Annotated in this window: 18 protein-coding genes; 8 read left to right on the top strand and 10 right to left on the bottom strand. The window is 59.3% G+C overall.

Annotated features, from left to right (window positions below):
- The first annotated feature begins 76 nt into the window (after nt 1-76).
- From glyA to ACIQY3_RS27825, 4 genes are all read left to right on the top strand, one after another.
- Nucleotides 77-1330: a serine hydroxymethyltransferase gene (gene glyA / locus ACIQY3_RS27840; RefSeq protein ID WP_403026174.1), complete on the top strand. Its 1254-nt coding sequence runs from the start codon at nt 77-79 to the stop codon at nt 1328-1330.
- Nucleotides 1331-1581: 251 nt separating this feature from the next.
- The gene (locus ACIQY3_RS27835) at nt 1582-2895 is read left to right on the top strand and encodes a C4-dicarboxylate transporter DctA (protein WP_403026171.1); all 1314 of its coding nucleotides are present in this window, start codon (nt 1582-1584) and stop codon (nt 2893-2895) included.
- Between the two features lie 57 nt (nt 2896-2952).
- Entirely contained in the window at nt 2953-3657 is a 705-nt protein-coding gene (locus tag ACIQY3_RS27830; protein ID WP_403026169.1) for a FadR/GntR family transcriptional regulator, read from the top strand.
- Between the two features lie 24 nt (nt 3658-3681).
- On the top strand, nt 3682-4371 hold the full coding sequence (locus tag ACIQY3_RS27825) for a GntR family transcriptional regulator (protein WP_403026167.1): 690 nt from the start codon (nt 3682-3684) through the stop codon (nt 4369-4371).
- 98 nt (nt 4372-4469) lie between these two features.
- Here the strand turns inward: ACIQY3_RS27825 and yjiA are convergent, their stop codons facing one another.
- From yjiA to ACIQY3_RS27810, 3 genes are all read right to left on the bottom strand, one after another.
- A complete protein-coding gene (gene yjiA / locus ACIQY3_RS27820; protein WP_403026164.1) occupies nt 4470-5441 on the bottom strand; it encodes a GTPase in 972 nt (323 codons plus the stop codon).
- A 165-nt stretch (nt 5442-5606) separates the two neighbouring features.
- Nucleotides 5607-5804, bottom strand: a complete 198-nt coding sequence (locus tag ACIQY3_RS27815) for a YbdD/YjiX family protein (protein ID WP_007895266.1) — start codon at nt 5802-5804, stop codon at nt 5607-5609.
- Between the two features lie 15 nt (nt 5805-5819).
- On the bottom strand, nt 5820-7886 hold the full coding sequence (locus ACIQY3_RS27810) for a carbon starvation CstA family protein (RefSeq protein ID WP_403026160.1): 2067 nt from the start codon (nt 7884-7886) through the stop codon (nt 5820-5822).
- Between the two features lie 160 nt (nt 7887-8046).
- On the opposite strand from ACIQY3_RS27810, the gene ACIQY3_RS27805 reads away from it, so the two are divergent.
- Nucleotides 8047-8415, top strand: a complete 369-nt coding sequence (locus ACIQY3_RS27805) for a PilZ domain-containing protein (protein WP_403026157.1) — start codon at nt 8047-8049, stop codon at nt 8413-8415.
- Between the two features lie 120 nt (nt 8416-8535).
- On the opposite strand, the gene radA is transcribed toward ACIQY3_RS27805, so the two are convergent.
- The 3 genes from radA to ACIQY3_RS27790 are packed head-to-tail and all read right to left on the bottom strand — an operon-like array spanning nt 8536 to nt 12105.
- Nucleotides 8536-9903, bottom strand: coding sequence for a DNA repair protein RadA (gene radA / locus ACIQY3_RS27800; RefSeq protein WP_403026154.1), 1368 nt, complete (start codon nt 9901-9903; stop codon nt 8536-8538).
- Nucleotides 9904-9948: 45 nt separating this feature from the next.
- Nucleotides 9949-10503 carry an ankyrin repeat domain-containing protein gene (locus ACIQY3_RS27795; protein WP_403026151.1) on the bottom strand — a complete coding sequence of 185 codons (555 nt, stop codon included), beginning with the start codon at nt 10501-10503 and terminating at the stop codon, nt 9949-9951.
- Nucleotides 10504-10563: 60 nt separating this feature from the next.
- A complete protein-coding gene (locus ACIQY3_RS27790) occupies nt 10564-12105 on the bottom strand; it encodes a catalase (RefSeq protein WP_403026149.1) in 1542 nt (513 codons plus the stop codon).
- 287 nt (nt 12106-12392) lie between these two features.
- Between ACIQY3_RS27790 and mscL the strand changes: the two genes are divergently transcribed.
- Nucleotides 12393-12809, top strand: coding sequence for a large-conductance mechanosensitive channel protein MscL (gene mscL, locus ACIQY3_RS27785; RefSeq protein ID WP_403026147.1), 417 nt, complete (start codon nt 12393-12395; stop codon nt 12807-12809).
- 48 nt (nt 12810-12857) lie between these two features.
- On the opposite strand, the gene ACIQY3_RS27780 is transcribed toward mscL, so the two are convergent.
- Nucleotides 12858-13634, bottom strand: a complete 777-nt coding sequence (locus ACIQY3_RS27780; protein ID WP_403026145.1) for a ferredoxin--NADP reductase — start codon at nt 13632-13634, stop codon at nt 12858-12860.
- Between the two features lie 353 nt (nt 13635-13987).
- On the opposite strand from ACIQY3_RS27780, the gene ACIQY3_RS27775 reads away from it, so the two are divergent.
- Nucleotides 13988-14701 carry an autoinducer binding domain-containing protein gene (locus ACIQY3_RS27775; protein ID WP_403026143.1) on the top strand — a complete coding sequence of 238 codons (714 nt, stop codon included), beginning with the start codon at nt 13988-13990 and terminating at the stop codon, nt 14699-14701.
- A 174-nt stretch (nt 14702-14875) separates the two neighbouring features.
- Nucleotides 14876-16000 (top strand): methyltransferase, encoded by a 1125-nt coding sequence (locus ACIQY3_RS27770; protein ID WP_403026140.1) that lies wholly within the window; start codon nt 14876-14878, stop codon nt 15998-16000.
- Nucleotides 16001-16075: 75 nt separating this feature from the next.
- On the opposite strand, the gene ACIQY3_RS27765 is transcribed toward ACIQY3_RS27770, so the two are convergent.
- The 3 genes from ACIQY3_RS27765 to ACIQY3_RS27755 form a co-directional block, all read right to left on the bottom strand.
- Nucleotides 16076-16243, bottom strand: a complete 168-nt coding sequence (locus ACIQY3_RS27765) for a DUF2474 domain-containing protein (protein WP_403026138.1) — start codon at nt 16241-16243, stop codon at nt 16076-16078.
- Between the two features lie 67 nt (nt 16244-16310).
- Entirely contained in the window at nt 16311-17318 is a 1008-nt protein-coding gene (gene cydB, locus ACIQY3_RS27760; protein ID WP_149628144.1) for a cytochrome d ubiquinol oxidase subunit II, read from the bottom strand.
- Nucleotides 17319-17321: 3 nt separating this feature from the next.
- A complete protein-coding gene (locus ACIQY3_RS27755) occupies nt 17322-18764 on the bottom strand; it encodes a cytochrome ubiquinol oxidase subunit I (RefSeq protein ID WP_403026134.1) in 1443 nt (480 codons plus the stop codon).
- Nucleotides 18765-18813 lie beyond the last annotated feature (49 nt).

The following is an 18813-nucleotide window of genomic DNA, read 5'->3' as shown; positions in this document are numbered from 1 at the left end:
ATGTCCTTTCATATGCCATCTAAAACCCATTGGGTTAGAATGCCCCCCTTTTCTGCCCCGATCCTTGAGGACCGCCATGTTCAGCCGTGATTTGACTATTGCCAAGTACGACGCCGATCTCTTTGCCGCCATGGAGCAAGAAGCTCAGCGCCAGGAAGAACACATTGAGCTGATCGCTTCGGAAAACTACACCAGCCCTGCGGTGATGGAAGCTCAAGGCTCGGTTCTGACCAACAAGTACGCCGAAGGCTACCCGGGCAAGCGCTACTACGGTGGTTGCGAGTTCGTCGACGTGGTTGAGCAACTGGCCATCGACCGCGCCAAGGAACTGTTCGGCGCCGATTACGCCAACGTTCAACCGCACGCTGGCTCCCAAGCCAACAGCGCCGTTTACCTGGCCCTGCTGCAAGCGGGCGACACCATCCTGGGCATGAGCCTGGCCCACGGCGGTCACCTGACCCACGGCGCCAGCGTTTCGTCCTCCGGCAAGCTGTACAACGCCGTCCAGTACGGTATCGATGCCAACGGCCTGATGGACTACGACGAAGTCGAGCGCCTGGCGGTCGAGCACAAGCCGAAAATGATCGTGGCCGGTTTCTCTGCCTACTCGCAGATCCTCGACTTCCCGCGTTTCCGCGAAATCGCTGACAAAGTCGGCGCCTACCTGTTCGTTGACATGGCCCACGTGGCCGGTCTGGTCGCCGCTGGCGTCTACCCGAACCCGGTGCCTTTCGCTGACGTCGTGACCACCACCACGCACAAGACCCTGCGCGGTCCACGTGGCGGCCTGATCCTGGCTCGCGCCAACGCCGACATCGAGAAGAAGCTGAACTCCGCCGTATTCCCGGGCGCCCAGGGTGGCCCACTGGAGCACGTGATCGCCGCCAAGGCAATCTGCTTCAAGGAAGCGCTGCAACCTGAGTTCAAGACTTACCAGCAACAAGTGGTGAAGAACGCCAAGGCCATGGCCGGCGTGTTCATCGAGCGCGGTTTCGACGTGGTTTCCGGCGGTACTGAAAACCACCTGTTCCTGCTGTCGCTGATCAAGCAGGAAATCTCCGGTAAAGACGCCGACGCCGCTCTGGGCAAGGCTTTCATCACCGTGAACAAGAACTCCGTGCCAAACGATCCACGCTCCCCGTTCGTGACCTCCGGTCTGCGTTTCGGTACTCCAGCCGTGACCACTCGTGGCTTCAAGGAAGCCGAGTGCAAAGAGCTGGCCGGCTGGATCTGCGACATCCTGGCTGACCTGAACAACGAAGCAGTGATCGACGCCGTTCGTGAGAAGGTCAAGGCCATCTGCAAGAAGCTGCCGGTATACGGCGCTTAGTTGCACCGCTAAATCCCAGCGATAAAAAAACCGGTCAGTGATGGCCGGTTTTTTTTCGCCTGCCGCTCCTACGCAGATCTGGCCACTGGTCAGACCGGTCATGCCAATTTTGCTATTTTCACTTGTCATCGAGAAAAAACCGAGCGTAGACTGCGCCTGCACTGGACATACCGGTAAGACCACAATAATTAAGTCCTGAATCTGATGCGTTCAAGCGCACGGCAGCCAGGACACCGACCAGGATTCCTCCCATGCTCAGATGGTGCTCGCGTTCAATCTTCCTCCAAGTGGTTCTCGGACTGGTGCTCGGCATCGTCTGCGGGCTGACCCTTCCCGAATACTCCGCACAGCTCAAACCCCTGGGCGACGGCTTCATCAAACTGATCAAGATGCTCATCGGCCTCATCGTGTTCTGCGTGGTGGTCAGCGGCATCAGCGGTGCCGGCGACTTGAAGAAAGTCGGGCGCATCGGCCTCAAGTCGGTGATCTACTTTGAAGTGCTGACCACCATCGCCCTGGTGATCGGCCTGGTGTTCGCGTTCAGCACCGGGATTGGCAGCGGCGCGAACATTCATCTGGACCAGTTGGCCAAGGCCGACATGGGCGATCTGGCTCAGCGTGGCCAGCAGATGCACACCACCACGCAATTCCTGATGGACCTGATCCCGACCTCGGTGATCGGCGCTTTCGCGGACAACAACATCCTGCAAGTGCTGCTGTTCTCGGTGCTGTTCGGCAGCGCGTTGAATCTGGTCGGTGAAGCGGCCTCGGGTATTTCCCGGCTGATCAACGAACTCAGCCACGTGATCTTCCGCATCATGGGCATGATCGTGCGCCTGGCGCCGATTGGCGTGTTCGGCGCCATCGCCTTCACCACCAGCAAATATGGCCTGGATTCCCTGCAACACTTGGGCAGTCTGGTCGGTTTGTTCTACCTGACCTGCGCCGCGTTCGTGTCGTTGATTCTCGGTCTGGTGATGCGCCTGTCCGGCCTGCGGATGTGGCCGTTGCTCAAGTACCTGCGCGAAGAATTGCTGATCGTCATGGGCACCGCCTCTTCCGACGCCGTGCTGCCGCAGATCATGCGCAAGCTTGAGCACCTGGGCATCGGCAGTTCGACGGTCGGGCTGGTGATTCCAACCGGGTACTCGTTCAACCTCGACGGTTTCTCGATCTACCTGACCCTGGCCATTGTCTTCATCGCCAACGCCACCGGCACGCCGCTGGCCATGACCGACTTGCTGACGATTCTGTTGGTGTCGCTGATCACCTCCAAAGGTGCCCACGGCATCCCCGGCTCGGCGCTGGTGATTCTGGCGGCAACGCTGACCGCGATTCCGGCGATACCGGTGGTCGGGCTGGTGCTGGTACTGGCGGTGGACTGGTTCATGGGCATCGGCCGGGCGCTGACCAACCTGATCGGCAACTGCGTCGCCACCGTGGCCATTGCCCGCTGGGAAAAAGACATCGATATCCAGCGTGCAAACAAGGTGCTTTCCGGGCAGCAGGGTTATACCTTCCAGCCGAGAAAACCGGTCGCGCCGGCGCATCAACAGGAATTTTGAATCATGCGGGAGCCTGCCTCCGGGCAAGCTCCCCTGCCATTACCCATGGAGCCAACAGTGATTACCACCTCAACGGTCGTCAATTCAGTCGTAGAAAAACTTCGGGCCGCGCTGGCCCGGGGTCAGTGGCGTTCCGGCGACATGCTGCCGGGCCAGCGTGAACTGGCCGAACAACTGGGCATCAGCCGCCCGAGCCTGCGTGAAGCAGTGATCGTGCTGGAAACCCTCGGGCTGGTGCGCTCGATGCCGGGCAAAGGCGTGGTGGTGCTGGAGGCCAGCCTCAGCGACAGCCAACACCACGACAGCGCAGTCGCCGGTGCGAGCCTGGAAGACGTGCTGCAACTGCGCTACACCCTGGAGCCGTTCATTGTCGGGCTGGTGGCGCAATCGATCAGCAGCAAGGAAGTCGGACAACTGCGCCTGACCCTGATGGACATGCGCGAAGCCCTGGAAGCCAATGACGCAGAAGCCGGGGTCAACGCCTACATTGCGTTCCACGAAGAACTGTTCACCCTGACCTCGAACCCGATTTTCCAGAGCGTGGTGCAACAGACCAGCAACGCCCTCAAGCAAAGCGCCGAAGTGCTGCGCAATTCGCCGGAACATCTGGCCGAACGCCTTGAAGAAAACGAAGCCGTGGTGCGCGCCATCCGCAGCAAGAACAGCGCCCAGGCCAGCGCCGAAATGCGTCGGCACATCCTGCGCGAAGGCCAGCGCATGGGCATCGAATTGAACATTCCGGACGACCACCTCGGCAGTTGAACCCATCCGAACTGGAGACAGGCCATGAACAGCTTCGCCTCACCGCAGACACTCGGCGCCCTGCCCTTCCCCCCACGGGCGGATGATCTCTATTCGCGGATCTTCGACGCCATTCTCGAACAGCGCATCGATGCGGCCAGTCGCTTTACCGAAGAAAGCCTGGCGCAAATGTTCAGTGCCCGGCGCAGTGACGTTCGCGATGTACTGACGCGCTTGTCCCATCAGCAAATCATCGTCCTTCGCACCAACCACCGCCCCCGTGTCGCCGCCCTCGATCACGAGCAAACCCGGCAAACGCTGCATGCCCGGCGCCTGGCCGAAATCACGCTGGTGCGACTGGCCTGCCAGCAACACCAGCCACAAGATTTGCAACCGCTGCGGGCCCTGATTGAAAGCGAGCGCCACTGCATTGCGCACGGTCCGTCCATTCGGTTATCCGGTGAATTTCATTTGCGCCTGGCGGAAATGGCCGGGAATGCACCGTTGGCGCATTTTCTCTGTAGCCTGGTGCCGCTGACGTCGTTGGCGATTGCGCAGTTTGACGCGCAGTTGGAGGACTATTGCGTGTGGCAGGTGCATCTGGGGATTCTGGAGGCTGTGGAGCGTCGGGATCCCGTTGCGGCGGTGGCCTTACTGAGTCGGCATCTGGATTATCTGGAAGACATGTTGCTGAACGCTGAGCCGTCAATCAGTCGAAATCGTGTTGCCGGTTAGATCGTCTTCGCGAGCAAGCCCGCTCCCACAGGGGGATGCATTCCAAATGTGGGAGCGGGCTTGCTCGCGAAGAGGCCAGCACAGACAGCGAAAATACTTCAGCTTGCAGCCACCCGCTCAAACCCCGCCCGAATCTTCTCTTCCGGCAAATCATCCGCAATAAACACGATCACACTTTCCCGCGCCTCGCCCTCGGCCCATTCGGTGTCCCAATCGAAACCGTACAATTTCAGTACGCCCTGAAACACCATGCGCCGCGGCTCGCCGACGATGTTCAACACACCTTTGTAGCGCAGCAGTTGCTTGCCATGGTCTTCCAGCAATTCGTTCATGAACTCGCTGAGCTTGTCGAGATCCAGCGGTTTGTCGGTGCGCAGCACCAGGCTGGAAATGCGATCAATGGACGGGGCCTTGCTCACCGGCCGCAAACTCACGCCACCACCCAGGTCGGCGTTGAGGTTGAAACCGCGCACATCGAGCAGTTCCGCCAGGTCGATCTTGCCGTGCTCGACCACGCGGATCGGCGCCCGGCGGTTGATGCGCGTCAGGCGTTCGCTGAGGGCGGTGAAGGTCGGTTCGTCCACCAGGTCCCGTTTGCTCACCAGCAAGCGATCGGCAAAACCGATCTGCGCCTGGGCGATGGTTTGGGTGAGGTGCGTCTCGGCGTGGGCGGCGTCCACCAGGGTGATGATGCCGTCGAGAATGTAACGCTCGCGCAGTTCTTCATCGATGAAAAAGGTTTGCGCCACCGGTGCCGGGTCGGCCAGACCGGTGCATTCGATCACCAGGCGGTCGAAGGCGATTTCGCCGCTGTCCAGGCGTTCGAGCAGCAGGTACAGGGCTTTGGTCAGGTCGGTATGAATGGTGCAGCAGACGCAGCCGTTGGACAGCGTCATCACTTGCACCGGCTCGTCGCCCAACAATTGGGTGTCGATGCCGGCGTCGCTGAATTCGTTTTCGATCACGGCGATTTTCAGGCCGTGCTCGGCTTTGAGCAGATGGCGCAACAGCGTGGTTTTACCCGCGCCGAGGAAGCCGCTGAGGATCGTTACCGGGATGGGAGAGGACAACTGGAATCTCCTGTTTCACAAAATTAAAGACAAACACAAAAACAAATGTGGGAGCGAGCCTGCTCGCGAAAGCGGTGTGTCAGTCACCAACAGTGTCGACTGACAGATTGCCTTCGCGAGCAGGCTCGCTCCCACAGGGTGATGCGTTACATCAGTGACAATAAATCAGCAACACTTCGGCCCACCCTTGCCACCGTAACGCGCTTCCTGACGTTCCCGAAAGAACATCTCATAGCTCATCACCGGTTTGTCCGGGTGTTTGGTTTGCATGTGCTCGACGTAGTTGTCGTAGTCGGGCATGCCGACCATCAGGCGCGCGGCCTGACCGAGGTATTTACCGAGGCGACTCAGGTCATTGAACATCTTTGCAATCCTCGGTTACGCGTCCGGCACAGCCTGGAACGGTGCTTCTTTATCCGTACGTTCCTTGCTGCCCCAGGCCGAGATACCGACCTTGAGCGCATAGAACAGGATGCTGAATACCACGAACAGGAACAGCGCGGTCAGCGTTGCGTTGGTGTAGGCGTTGAAGATCACGTGCTGCATCTGCGTAATGTCCTTGGCCGGGGCGAGGATCTGGCCGTTGGCCAGGGCATCGCTGTATTTTTTCGCAAGCGACAGGAAGCCGATCGCCGGGTTGGCGTCGAACAGCTTGATGAAACCGGCGGTGGTGGTGCAGATCAACAACCACGCCGCCGGCATCAGGGTCACCCAGATGTAGCGTTGGCGTTTCATTTTGATCAGCACGACGGTCGCAAGCATCAGCGCGATGCCGGCGAGCATCTGGTTGGAGATGCCGAACAGCGGCCACAAGGTGTTGATGCCGCCCAACGGGTCGATCACGCCTTGGTACAGCAACCATCCCCACATCGCCACACAACCGGCGGTGGCAATCAGGTTGGCGGTCCAGGACTCGGTGCGTTTCAGCGATGGCACGAAGGAGCCGAGCAAGTCCTGAAGCATGAAGCGCCCGGCACGGGTACCCGCATCGACGGCGGTCAGGATAAATAGCGCTTCGAACAGGATCGCGAAGTGGTACCAGAACGCCATGGTGTTTTCGCCCGGCAGCACGCTGTGCAGGATCTGCGCGATACCGACCGCCAGGGTCGGTGCACCGCCAGCGCGGGCAAGAATGGTGGTTTCACCAATGTCGTGGGCCACCGCTTGCAGGGCTTCCGGAGTAATTGCAAAACCCCAACTGCTGACGGTTTGCGCCACGGCCATCACGTCACCACCGACCACCGCGGCCGGGCTGTTCATGGCGAAGTACACGCCTGGCTCGATCACCGAGGCGGCAACCATCGCCATGATGGCAACGAAGGATTCCATCAACATCGCGCCGTAGCCGATGTAGCGGGAATTGACTTCGTTATCCAGCAGCTTCGGCGTGGTGCCGGAAGAAATCAGCGCGTGGAAACCGGACACTGCGCCACAGGCGATGGTGATGAACAGGAACGGGAACAACCCGCCCTTCCACACCGGGCCGGTGCCGTCGATGAACTGGGTCAGGGCCGGCATTTTCAGCTCGGGCATGGTGACCAGAATGCCGATTGCCAAGGCAATGATGGTGCCGATTTTCAGGAACGTGGAGAGGTAGTCGCGCGGCGCCAGAATCAGCCACACCGGTAACGAGGCGGCCACGAAACCGTAACCGACCAGCATCCAGGTAATCTGCACGCCAGTGAAGCTGAACGCCTTGGCCCACACCGGATCGGCGGCAATCTGCCCGCCCAGCCAGATCGAACCCAGCAGCAGCAACACGCCAACCACGGAAATTTCACCGATGCGGCCCGGGCGGATGTAGCGCATGTAAATGCCCATGAACATCGCGATCGGGATGGTCGCCATCACCGTGAAAATGCCCCACGGGCTCTCGGCCAGGGCTTTCACCACGATCAGCGCCAGCACCGCGAGGATGATGATCATGATCAGGAAGCAGCCAAACAGCGCGATAGTCCCTGGGATGCGGCCCATTTCTTCCCGGACCATGTCGCCCAGGGAACGGCCATTGCGGCGGGTGGACATGAACAGGACCATGAAGTCCTGCACCGCACCCGCCAGCACCACGCCGGCAATCAGCCACAGAGTACCGGGCAGGTAACCCATCTGCGCTGCCAATACCGGACCGACCAACGGCCCCGCGCCGGCAATGGCCGCGAAGTGGTGACCGAAAAGGATGTGTTTGTTGGTCGGGACGTAGTCCAGGCCATCATTGTTGAGCACGGCGGGGGTGGCCCGGCGCGGATCGAGTTGCATCACATTGTTGGCGATGAACAGACTGTAGTAACGATAAGCGACCAGATAGATGGCCACGGCAGCGACCACAATCCACAAGGCGTTGATCGCCTCGCCTCGACGCAATGCCACTACGCCCAGTGCGAACGCGCCTACGACTGCCAACAGCAGCCAGGGTAGATGGCGTAGCAGGCTATTATTATTTTTCATTTTATTATTCCAGCCAGGGTGGACAAGAAAGACAGCCACTTCGAGTTTAGCTCTACTGGCGACAAAGACCATAGTTCGACATTGGTCGAGCGCCATCACTGTGCTGGCAGCCTTCGGCGATGCAGGTCTATAGTCAGCGAACCTTCACGAGGATTGCGCCATGAGCGAGCACCCTGCCGATCGCCGCCGCTTCAAACGTATTGCGTTCGATGCCCGAACCGAGCTGAGCCAGGGGGAATTCACCTGGCCGGTGAAGCTGATCGACCTGTCGCTCAAGGGCCTGCTGATCGAGAAGCCCGAGCTCTGGCTGGGTAATCCGGACTGGCATTTCCTGGTCGACATTCATCTGAACGCCGACGTCGAGATCAAGATGGACGTGATGTTGACCCACGATGACCATGGCCAGCTCGGGTTCGTCTGCAAACACATCAGCCTGGAATCCATCGAGCGCCTGCGGCGATTGATCGAATTCAACCTGGGCGATCCAGAGGAACTGGAGCGCGAGTTGGGTGCGTTGATCGAAGTCTGAAGCCCCGCCCCATATCAATGTGGGAGCGGGCTTGCTCGCGAATGCGGTGTGTCATTCAACATGCATGTCTACTGATACACCGCATTCGCGAGCAAGCCCGCTCCCACAGGGGTTCGGTGGTTAATCGAATAATGCGTCGAGCGCCTGTTCCAGGCGCGTCACCGCAATAATCTGCAACCCCGGCGGCGCTTCTTTCGGCGCGTTGCCCTTGGGCACGATGGCGCGCTTGAAGCCGTGCTTGGCCGCTTCTTTCAGGCGTTCCTGGCCGCTCGGCACCGGACGTACTTCACCCGACAACCCGACTTCGCCAAACACCAACAGATCATGGGGCAGCGGCCGGTTGCGCAGGCTGGACATCACCGCCGCCATCAGCGCCAGGTCGGAAGCGGTTTCCAACACCTTGACCCCGCCGACCACGTTGAGGAACACGTCCTGATCGTGGGTCGGAATGCCACCATGGCGATGCAGCACCGCCAGCAGCATGGCCAAGCGGTTTTGATCCAGCCCCAACGTGACCCGACGCGGGTTGGCCAAATGGCTGTCATCCACCAGCGCCTGCACTTCAACCAGCATCGGCCGGGTACCTTCCCACGTGGCCATGACCACACTGCCCGGGACTTCTTCCTGGGCACGCGTGAGAAAAATCGCCGAAGGGTTGGAGACTTCTTTCAGGCCTTTGTCGGTCATGCCAAACACGCCGAGTTCGTTTACCGCGCCGAACCGGTTTTTCACCGCCCGCAGCAGACGTAGACGCCCATCGGACTCGCCCTCGAAATACAGCACGGTGTCGACCATGTGTTCCAACACTCGCGGGCCGGCCAATGCGCCTTCCTTGGTCACGTGGCCCACCAGGAAAATCGCCGTGCCGCTCTGCTTGGCATAACGCACCAGCAACGCCGCACTTTCGCGAACCTGGGACACGCCGCCGGGTGCTGATTGCAGTTGTTCGGTAAAAATCGTCTGGATCGAGTCGATCACCATGACCTTGGGCTTTTCCTGCCTGGCGGTGGCGATGATGGTTTCGATGCAGGTTTCGGTCATCACCCGCAGCTTGTCCTGGGGCAAACCGAGGCGCCGGGCGCGCATGGCCACTTGTTGCTGGGACTCTTCGCCGGTGACGTACAACGCCGGCATGCTCTTGGCGAGGTTGCACAAGGTTTGCAACAGAATGGTTGATTTGCCGATGCCGGGATCACCGCCGATCAATACCACCGAGCCGTCCACCAGCCCACCGCCGAGCACGCGGTCGAGTTCACTGGAGGCTGTGGAAAAACGTGGGATCTCTTCGACGCTGACTTCCGCCAAGGTCTTGATCTGTGCCTGCTGGCCGGTCCACCCGGTACGACCGCTGGGCGCCGCAGCGCCGCCGCTCTCGACCATGGTTTCGGTCAACGTGTTCCAGGCCCCGCACTCGCCGCACTGGCCGGCCCACTTGGGGAAGGTTGAGCCGCACTCGGTGCAGCCGTACATGCGCTTGGCCTTGGCCATCTGAACTCCCGGCAAAAACCGCGATGATAGCGCAGCCGGGCGGGATCAGCGCGGCACGGCGTTGCGGATTTCGCCACTGGCCAGACGCGCGGCGCTATTGCCCAGCGGATCTTCGGCGTTCAGGTCGGCACCCTTGGCCTTGAGTGCATCCAGCAATTCCACGCGGTTGAACAACCCGGCGTACATCGCCGCCGTCTGCCCGGCGCCGTTACGCTGATCGGGGCTGCAATTGGCGGCCAACAAGGTCCGGGCAATCTGCACTTCGCCCTTGAAGATGGCGCCCATCAGCGCCGTGTTGCCACGCTGATCCTGAGCGCAGGCATCGGCGCCAGCGGCGAGCAAACGGTCCACGGCGGCACTCTGGCCGTGATAGGCCGCCAGAATCAGCGCGGTGTAGCCCTTGTCGTCTCTCGTATCGAGTGAATAACCGGCCTCGATAAACGTGTCGAGCATCGGCACATCGCCACGGCGGGCGGCATCGAAGTAGTAATCCTGCAATTGGGCTTTCAGCGCGGCGGGGTCTTTTGCGACATCGGCCGCCGGCGCGGCAAACGTGCTGAACGACAGTGCCGCCAGAAACAGGGATAGATAAAAACGCATGGACAGGCTCCTAGGTCTGACGGGGCCCCGAATGAGGCCCCGCGTTTCAGGCAAACGGGATCAGTCGACCAGTTTGGCCGCCAGTGCCTTGACCCGGGCCAGGTCACCCTTGGCGACCTTGGTCACGCCAGTGCCGTACTCAGGGTCGGCCTTATAAAGGAACGACAGCATGATGTGCTTGCTCTCGTCGTCGGTGGTGGCGAGCGAGCCGCCAAAGCTGTCGATCAGGTCCTGGCGTTCTTTCTGGCTGAACGAGCGATACAGATCGCCGGCCTGCTTGAAGTTCTGCTCGCGCTGTATCTTCGCCTGCTGGGTGCTGCCCGACAGCGCCGACTGGCTGTAGCGCGCGGTTTCAGGCTCTTCACGGGGCAGCAAACGGCTTGGCTGGTAATTCACGCCGGTGCTGCTGGCGCCGCTGTTCATCGCGCCATCCTGATTACCGTTGTTCACCGCAACCTTTGGCGCATTGATCGGCAATTGCAGGGCATTGGGCCCCAGGCGATACATTTGCGTATCGGCATACGAGAACACGCGGCCCTGTAACAAACGATCTTCCGAAGGTTCAATACCGGGAACCAGATTGGCGGGAGCCATGGCAACTTGTTCGGTTTCCTGGAACACATTGGCCGGATTACGGTTCAACACCATTTGTCCAACTTTTCGCTCAGGAACACCTGGCCAGATCTTGGTTGCGTCCAAAGGATCGAAATCAAACTTCGACAAATCTTGCAGTTTTAGAACCTGGATGTACAAGTCCCACTTCGGAAAGTCGCCCTTATTTATGTGAGTCACCAAGTCATTCGTCATATGACTGTAGTCTTTACCTTGAACTTTGGTAACGGCCTGCGGATCAAGATTGCTAATACCCTGCAAACTCTTCCAATGAAACTTCACATAACTAACGTCGCCTTCGGCATTCACTAACTTATAGGCGTGAACGCCATTACCGTCCATCTCCCGATAACTGGCCGGTGTTCCGGAGTTGGAATACAACTCGGTTAATGTGCGCGTCGCTTCCGGCACATGGGAAAAGAAATCGAAACGTCGGGAATCGTCGTCAAGGTTGGTACGCGGGTCCGGTTTGAAGGCGTGCACCATGTCCGGGAATTTGATCGCGTCACGGATGAAGAAGGTCGGGAAATTGTTGCCCACCAGGTCCCAGTTGCCGTCCGCAGTGTAGAACTTGGTGGCAAAACCACGGGGGTCGCGCAAGGTTTCCGGGGAGTGGTTGCCATGCACCACCGCCGAGAAGCGCACAAACACTGGCGTGCTCTGGCCACCGGCGAACACTTTGGCCTTGGTCAAATCGCTGAGATCGTCGGTCACGGTGAACGTACCGTGGGCGCCGGTGCCCCGTGCATGCACCACGCGCTCCGGAATCCGTTCACGGTCGAAGCGCTGGAGTTTCTGGATCAATTGCACGTCTTGCAGCAGCACCGGGCCCGTAGCGCCGGCGGTTTGCGAGTTCTGATTGTCGCCGACGGCAGCACCGTTATCGCGGGTCAACGTGGCGGCGCTCACGGAAAAGGACAGCAGGCCGACACTCAAAACGCCCAGGGCGCGGCGATGGGGAAAAGCCCCAAGGCCAAGGGAAGTTGTCATAGGAGTTTCCTCTGATTTTATAAAGCGCATCCAGGTGCGCTCGACAGAGGCTAGTGACCGCCAGCCCAAAACCTAAATAGAAATGCCACAACAGGGCGATAGCGAAAAGGTGCTGGAAGGCCCGGCCTAGAGGGGGTAAACCGCGCGCGAATGATGGCCTTTTGTAAACTTTCTGCGGATGAGCAGGTCGATAGCAGGCAAGCGATGTAAGCAGTTGTGTCGAGCAGGATGCGTTTTGCTGATTTACACTGCGTTCACCAACCTCATCTGTAACAAGGAAATAACCTATGGGCGTGCTTAACGAGTTCAAGGCCTTCGCGGTCAAAGGCAATGTGGTCGATATGGCCGTCGGTATCATCATCGGCGCCGCGTTCGGCAAGATCGTCTCGTCGTTCGTTGGCGACGTGGTCATGCCGCCAATCGGCTTGTTGATCGGTGGGGTGGATTTCAGTGACTTGGCTATTACGCTCAAGTCCGCCAATGGCGACATCCCGGCGGTGGTGCTGGCGTACGGCAAGTTCATCCAGAGCTTGATCGACTTCGTGATCGTTGCGTTCGCGATCTTCATGGGCGTCAAGGCGATCAACCGCCTGAAGCGTGAAGAGGCCGTCGCACCGACCCTGCCGCCGGTGCCGACCAAGGAAGAAGAGCTGCTGAGCGAGATCCGCGATCTGCTCAAGGCCCAGAACGACCGGCCTTCTTGAAGGCTGTGTAGCGATGGAAAAAACGGCGCCTTCGGGGCGTCGTTTTTATTACCAATAGTTTTCTACCGCTACCTGGCCGGGTCGCCGGCTGAGGCTCAGGTTCATATCGCGCAGCTTCAGCAATTTACGCGTGTCATCGATCATCTGCGGGTTGCCACAAATCATCACTCGCGAGTGCTCGGGCGTCAGCGCCACCCCCGCCGCCCGCTCCAGCTCGCCATTTTCAATCAGGGTGGTGATCCGGCCATTCAAGACGCCGGGCACCTGCTCGCGGGTGACCGTCGGGATGAATTGCAGTTTGTGCGCATGCTCCGCCAGGTAGTCACGCCGGGCCAACCCCGCGATCAGCTTCTGATAAGCCAGTTCCCGGCCTTCGCGGGCGCTGTAGACCAGGATGATGCGTTCGAATTTCTCCCACACTTCGAAATCCTGCAGGATCGACAGGAACGGTGCCACCCCGGTGCCTGTGGATAACAACCAGAGATCACGACCATCGACGAACCGATCCAGGGTCAGGTAGCCCGTGGCCTGCCGCTCCACCATCAACGTATCCCCGACTTCCAGGCGACTCAGCTCACTGGTGAACTCGCCGCCCGGCACGACGATGGAGAAGAACTCGAGAAATTCGTCATAAGGGGACGACACCATGGAATAGGCGCGCCATACCGTGCTGCCATCCGGCTTGGTCACACCCAGGCGAGCGAACTGTCCGGCGCGGAAACGAAAACCCGAGTCCCGGGTCGTGCGCAGGGTGAACAGGCTCGGGGTCAGTGGCTGGACGTCGAGCAGGGTCTGGCGCGTGAATTTTTCTGCGCTGGCGGTCATGGGGCACTCCATCGGACAGGTGAGGCCAGTGTCCCGCAAAGCAGACGACTTAAACACCGGTAGTTTGTAGTGGCTTTAGCGAATAACTCCTATTCAGCATTAAATAAACATTAAATAAACAACATCAAATAAACAGCATTAATGTGCCAGCATGCATATCGTTCGATATATGACAGTTTCAACCTCAAGCCTCACGCCCTATTAATTGTACTAAGAACCAGTTATGCATTTGCCGGCTTTATCAATATCAAAAAAATCCGAGCGCCTAAGTAGGAATAGCCCTACACTCGTGGCGTGCCGGGTCTTGGATCCAACGAGCACCCCAGAGGAACACGCAGGTGGAGAAATAAAAAATGGAAATATGGAAGGAGTCGCAGTTAACACAACTGTCTTATGCTAACGAAATCGACGTCGCCTACCAGATCTCACTGAACTTCATTAAAAATCTCGGTTTTAAATTCTGTGCATTTTCAATTACTTCTAAAACCCTTGGGGCCCACGACTACACCCTTAATCGAAACAACTTCCCCCAAGACTGGAACACCCAATATGAACAAAATGAATTTAGTGCAATAGACCCAATAGTGGCTCACTGCAATCAATCCATGCTGCCGATTCTGTGGACTGAAGATGTCTTCAGCCAAGCGCCCTGGTTGTGGCAAGCCTTGAAAGAACAAGGACTGCAGCACGGATGGTCGCAATCGTTCCATGATGAGGAAAGCGGTCTGTACAGCATTCTGAGCCTGGCCAGAAGCCACTGCCCGATCACCGCTTATGAACTGTACGAAAACCTTGGCTTCACGGTGTTTATCAGTCGTCATCTGCACGCTCTGGCCGCCCAGCATCTGCCCAAAAGAGCGCCGAAACCCAGCACACCGCATTTATCCCCCCGGGAAATCGAGGTATTGAAACTGTCGGCCGATGGCAAGACCGCGTACGAGATTTCGAGGATTCTCAACCTGAGCGAGCGCACGGTGAATTTCCATGTGCACCGGGCCATCGAGAAGCTGGGGGTCTGTAACAAGACTGCTGCCGTCATTAAGGCGGTCAGGGTCGGCGTCTTGTAAAACCGCTGGACTCGCGGAAAACCTGCGGGTAATCCACTGGAAAAAAACGTACCATTTACGATCCTTCCTGAGTGTTGACGTGAAACTTCACGCCGCAGTCCACTCGGTCGGTTCCGCCCGCTACATCGCCCCTGGGCCGCGGGACACCCGTTGATTATCCAGAGCCCCCGCCCCATGCCCTTGCTTGAAACACCTTTCGCCCAACTCGACCTGATCCGCCAGCCCGAACAGCAGAACGAACCGCTGCAAGCCTTCGATGCCGCCGACGAATACCTGCTCAATCATCTGGCTGGGCAACAACCGGCGGCGGAGACTCGGGTGCTGGTACTCAACGACAGTTTTGGCGCATTGGCCGCGAGCCTGGCGGGCAAGGTCCGGGTCACCAGCAGTGGCGACTCGTTCCTGGCCTTTCAAGGGCTGGAAAAGAATCTGATCCGCAATGGCCTGGCGTTCGACGCAGTGCCGAGCGTGCCGGCCAGTGAAATGTTCACCGGGCCGTTCGACCGGGTGTTGATCCGGGTGCCGAAGACCCTCGCCTTGCTCGAAGAACAATTGATTCGCCTGCAAGGCCAACTGGCGCCGGGTGCCCAGGTGATTGCGGCGGCGATGGTCAAGCACTTGCCCCGCGCCGCCGGGGATCTGCTGGAACGCTACATCGGCCCGGTGCAAGCCTCGTTGGCGGTGAAGAAGGCGCGGTTGCTGATCGCCACCCCTGAAACGAAAGCGCCGGCCGCCTCGCCCTACCCGTCCCGCTATCTGCTCGACGAACCCGCCATCGAACTGCTCAACCACGCCAACGTGTTCTGCCGCGAAGGGCTGGATATCGGCACCCGGGCGTTCCTGCCGCATCTGCCGAAAAACCTTGGCGCGGCGCGGGTGGCCGACCTCGGTTGCGGCAACGGCGTACTGGCCATCGCCAGCGCCCTGCAAAACCCTGAAGCGAATTACACGCTGGTGGACGAGTCCTTCATGGCGGTGCAATCGGCCCGCGAAAACTGGCGCGCAGCGCTGGGTGAACGGGACGTGATCGTACGCGCCGGTGATGGCCTGGCCGGTCAGGAACCGCAATCTCTGGACGTGGTTCTGTGCAACCCGCCGTTTCACCAGCAGCAAGTGGTCGGTGACTTTCTCGCCTGGCGCATGTTCCAGCAGGCTCGCGAGGCACTGGTGGTCGGCGGTGCGTTGTACATCGTCGGCAACCGTCATCTGGGTTATCACAGCAAGTTGGCGCGGTTGTTCCGCGGCGTCGAGCAAGTGGCGTCCACGCCGAAGTTCGTGATTCTCAAGGCGCGCAAATAACCCGGACAAAAAAAACCCTCCGTAAGGAGGGTTTGAGGCCGTGCCACAAGGCATCGGGATGGGAATCTCAGTGTTTCAGTGGGTGGTCAGGCCTGCGGCGTTCATGAACATGCGCATCAGGCTCGCCACGATAAACAGGGCTACGACGCTGCCGGTCCAAATCATCACCAGCCATCCGAGCCGCTGCCACAGCGGCTTTTTTTCGGCCTGTTCGATGTCGTGCAGGGAGGGTTTGGTGGACATGTTCTCAATCCTCTCTTGAAGGTGATGGCGTCTGTGATGACGCCTTCGCGAGCAAGCTTCGCTCCTACTAGTGGTAACCGTCTTCATGGGTGACCTTGCCGCGGAACACGTAGTAGCTCCAGAAGGTGTAGCCCAGGATGAACGGGATGATGAACAGCGTGCCCACCAGCATGAAGCCCTGGCTTTGCGGCGGTGCGGCGGCGTCCCAGATCGAGATCGACGGCGGCACGATGTTCGGCCACAGGCTGATACCCAAACCGCTGTAGCCGAGGAAGATCAGCACCAGGGTCAGCAGGAACGGCGTGTAGTTTGCGTTGCGGGCCACGGCGCGGATCAGACCGTACATGGTCACCAGCACCAGGATCGGCACTGGCAGGAACCAGAACAGATTAGGCAAGGTAAACCAGCGCGCCGCGATCTCGGCATGGGCCAGCGGGGTCCAGATGCTGACGATACCAATCACTGCCAACACCACGAACGCCAAGGGCCGCGCCAGGTCGTGCATTTGCTCCTGCAACTTGCCTTCGGTCTTCATGATGAGCCAGGTGCAACCGAGCAGTGCGTAAGCCACCACCAGCGCCACGCCGCAGAACAGCGTGAACGGCGTCAGCCAGTCCAGTGAGCCACCGGCAAATTGTCGGTTGACCACCGGCAACCCATCGATAAACGCCCCCAGCGCTACGCCCTGGAAGAAGGTCGCGGCCACCGAGCCACCGATGAACGCCTTGTCCCACAGATGGCGCTTGTCGTCCTTGGCCTTGAAGCGGAACTCGAACGCCACGCCACGGAAGATCAGCCCGATCAGCATGAAAATCAGCGGCAGGTACAACGCCGACAGCACCACCGAATAGGCCAGCGGGAACGCGCCAAACAAAGCCGCGCCGCCCAGAACCAGCCAGGTTTCGTTGCCGTCCCACACCGGTGCGACGGTGTTCATCATGACGTCACGGTCGGTCTTGCCCGGGATGAACGGGAAGAGAATCCCGATGCCCAGGTCGAAGCCGTCCATGACCACGTACATCATGATGCCGAAGATGATGATCACGGCCCAGATCAGCGGAAGATCAATACCCATGACTCAAATCTCCTTGGTCAGGCTGTGGCGGTGGTCACCGTCGGTGTCATCATCGTCTGCCGCGGACAGCGGACGGGCCGGCGTGCGTTTCTGGCCAGGACCACCGTCGTTGGTTTCCTTGCCTTCGTCGATCTTCGGACCTTTACGCACCAGCCTCATCATGTAGCCCAGGCCGGCACCGAACAGCGCGAAATAGACCACGACGAACATGATCAACGTGATGCTCATCTGCATGAAGCTGTGATTGGAGGACGCATCGGCCGTGCGCATCAAGCCATACACCACCCAAGGCTGACGGCCGATTTCAGTGGTGAACCAGCCCGCGAGGATCGCGATCAGACCCGACGGCCCCATCCACAAAGCCAAGTAGAGGAACGGCCGCGAGGTGTACAACTTGTCGCTTTTGCGCAGCCACAGGCTCCACAAACCGGTGAAAATCATCAGGAAGCCCAGGCCGACCATGATCCGGAACGACCAGAACACGATGGTCGAATTCGGCCGGTCTTCAGGCGGAAATTCCTTGAGCGCCGGCACCTGTTTGTCCAGCGAATGCGTGAGGATCAGGCTGCCCAGGTAGGGAATTTCCACCGCAAATTTGGTCTTCTCGGCTTTCATGTCCGGCCAGCCAAACAGGATCAGCGGGGTCGGTTCATCCCCGACGTTTTCCCAGTGACCTTCGATGGCGGCGATTTTCGCCGGCTGGTGCTCAAGGGTATTGAGGCCGTGGAAGTCGCCAATGACTGCCTGAATCGGCGCGACGATCAACGCCATCCACATCGCCATTGAAAGCATGGTGCGGATCGCCGGGTTGTCTTTGCCGCGCAGCAAGTGCCAGGCCGCCGAGGAACCGACGAAGAAAGCGGTCGCCACGAACGCCGCCGTCGCCATGTGCATCAAGCGGTACGGGAATGACGGGTTGAAGATCACCGCCAGCCAGTCCGTCGGAATGACCTGGCCATTGACGATTTCGAAGCCCTGGGGGGTTTGCATCCAGCTGTTGGAGGCGAGAATCCAGAAGGTCGAGATCAGCGTGCCGATGGCCACCATGACCGTGGCAAAAAAGTGCAACTTGCGTCCGACCTTGTTCCAGCCGAACAGCATGACGCCGAGGAAACCGGCTTCGAGGAAGAACGCGGTGAGCACTTCATAGGTCAGCAGCGGCCCGGTGACGGAACCGGCGAAGTCCGAGAAGCGGCTCCAGTTGGTACCGAATTGATAGGCCATGACGAGGCCGGAGACCACGCCCATGCCGAAGTTCACGGCAAAGATCTTCGACCAGAAGTGGTACAGATCGCGGTAAGTGTCGTTGTGGGTTTTGAGCCACAGGCCTTCGAGTACCGCCAGGTAACTCGCCAGGCCAATGGTGATGGCCGGGAACAGGATGTGGAACGAGATGGTGAACGCGAACTGCATCCGGGCGAGATCAAGTGCCTCCAAACCGAACATAAGTCTTCCTCTGTCAGGTAATACCGGCTGAAGGGCTTATGACCCTGCA

Source organism: Pseudomonas sp. NPDC096950 (assembly GCF_044762525.1).
Classification (GTDB): domain Bacteria; phylum Pseudomonadota; class Gammaproteobacteria; order Pseudomonadales; family Pseudomonadaceae; genus Aquipseudomonas.
The sequence above is the reverse complement of the archived record's forward strand: the minus strand, read 5'-3'. Positions and strand labels throughout refer to the sequence as shown.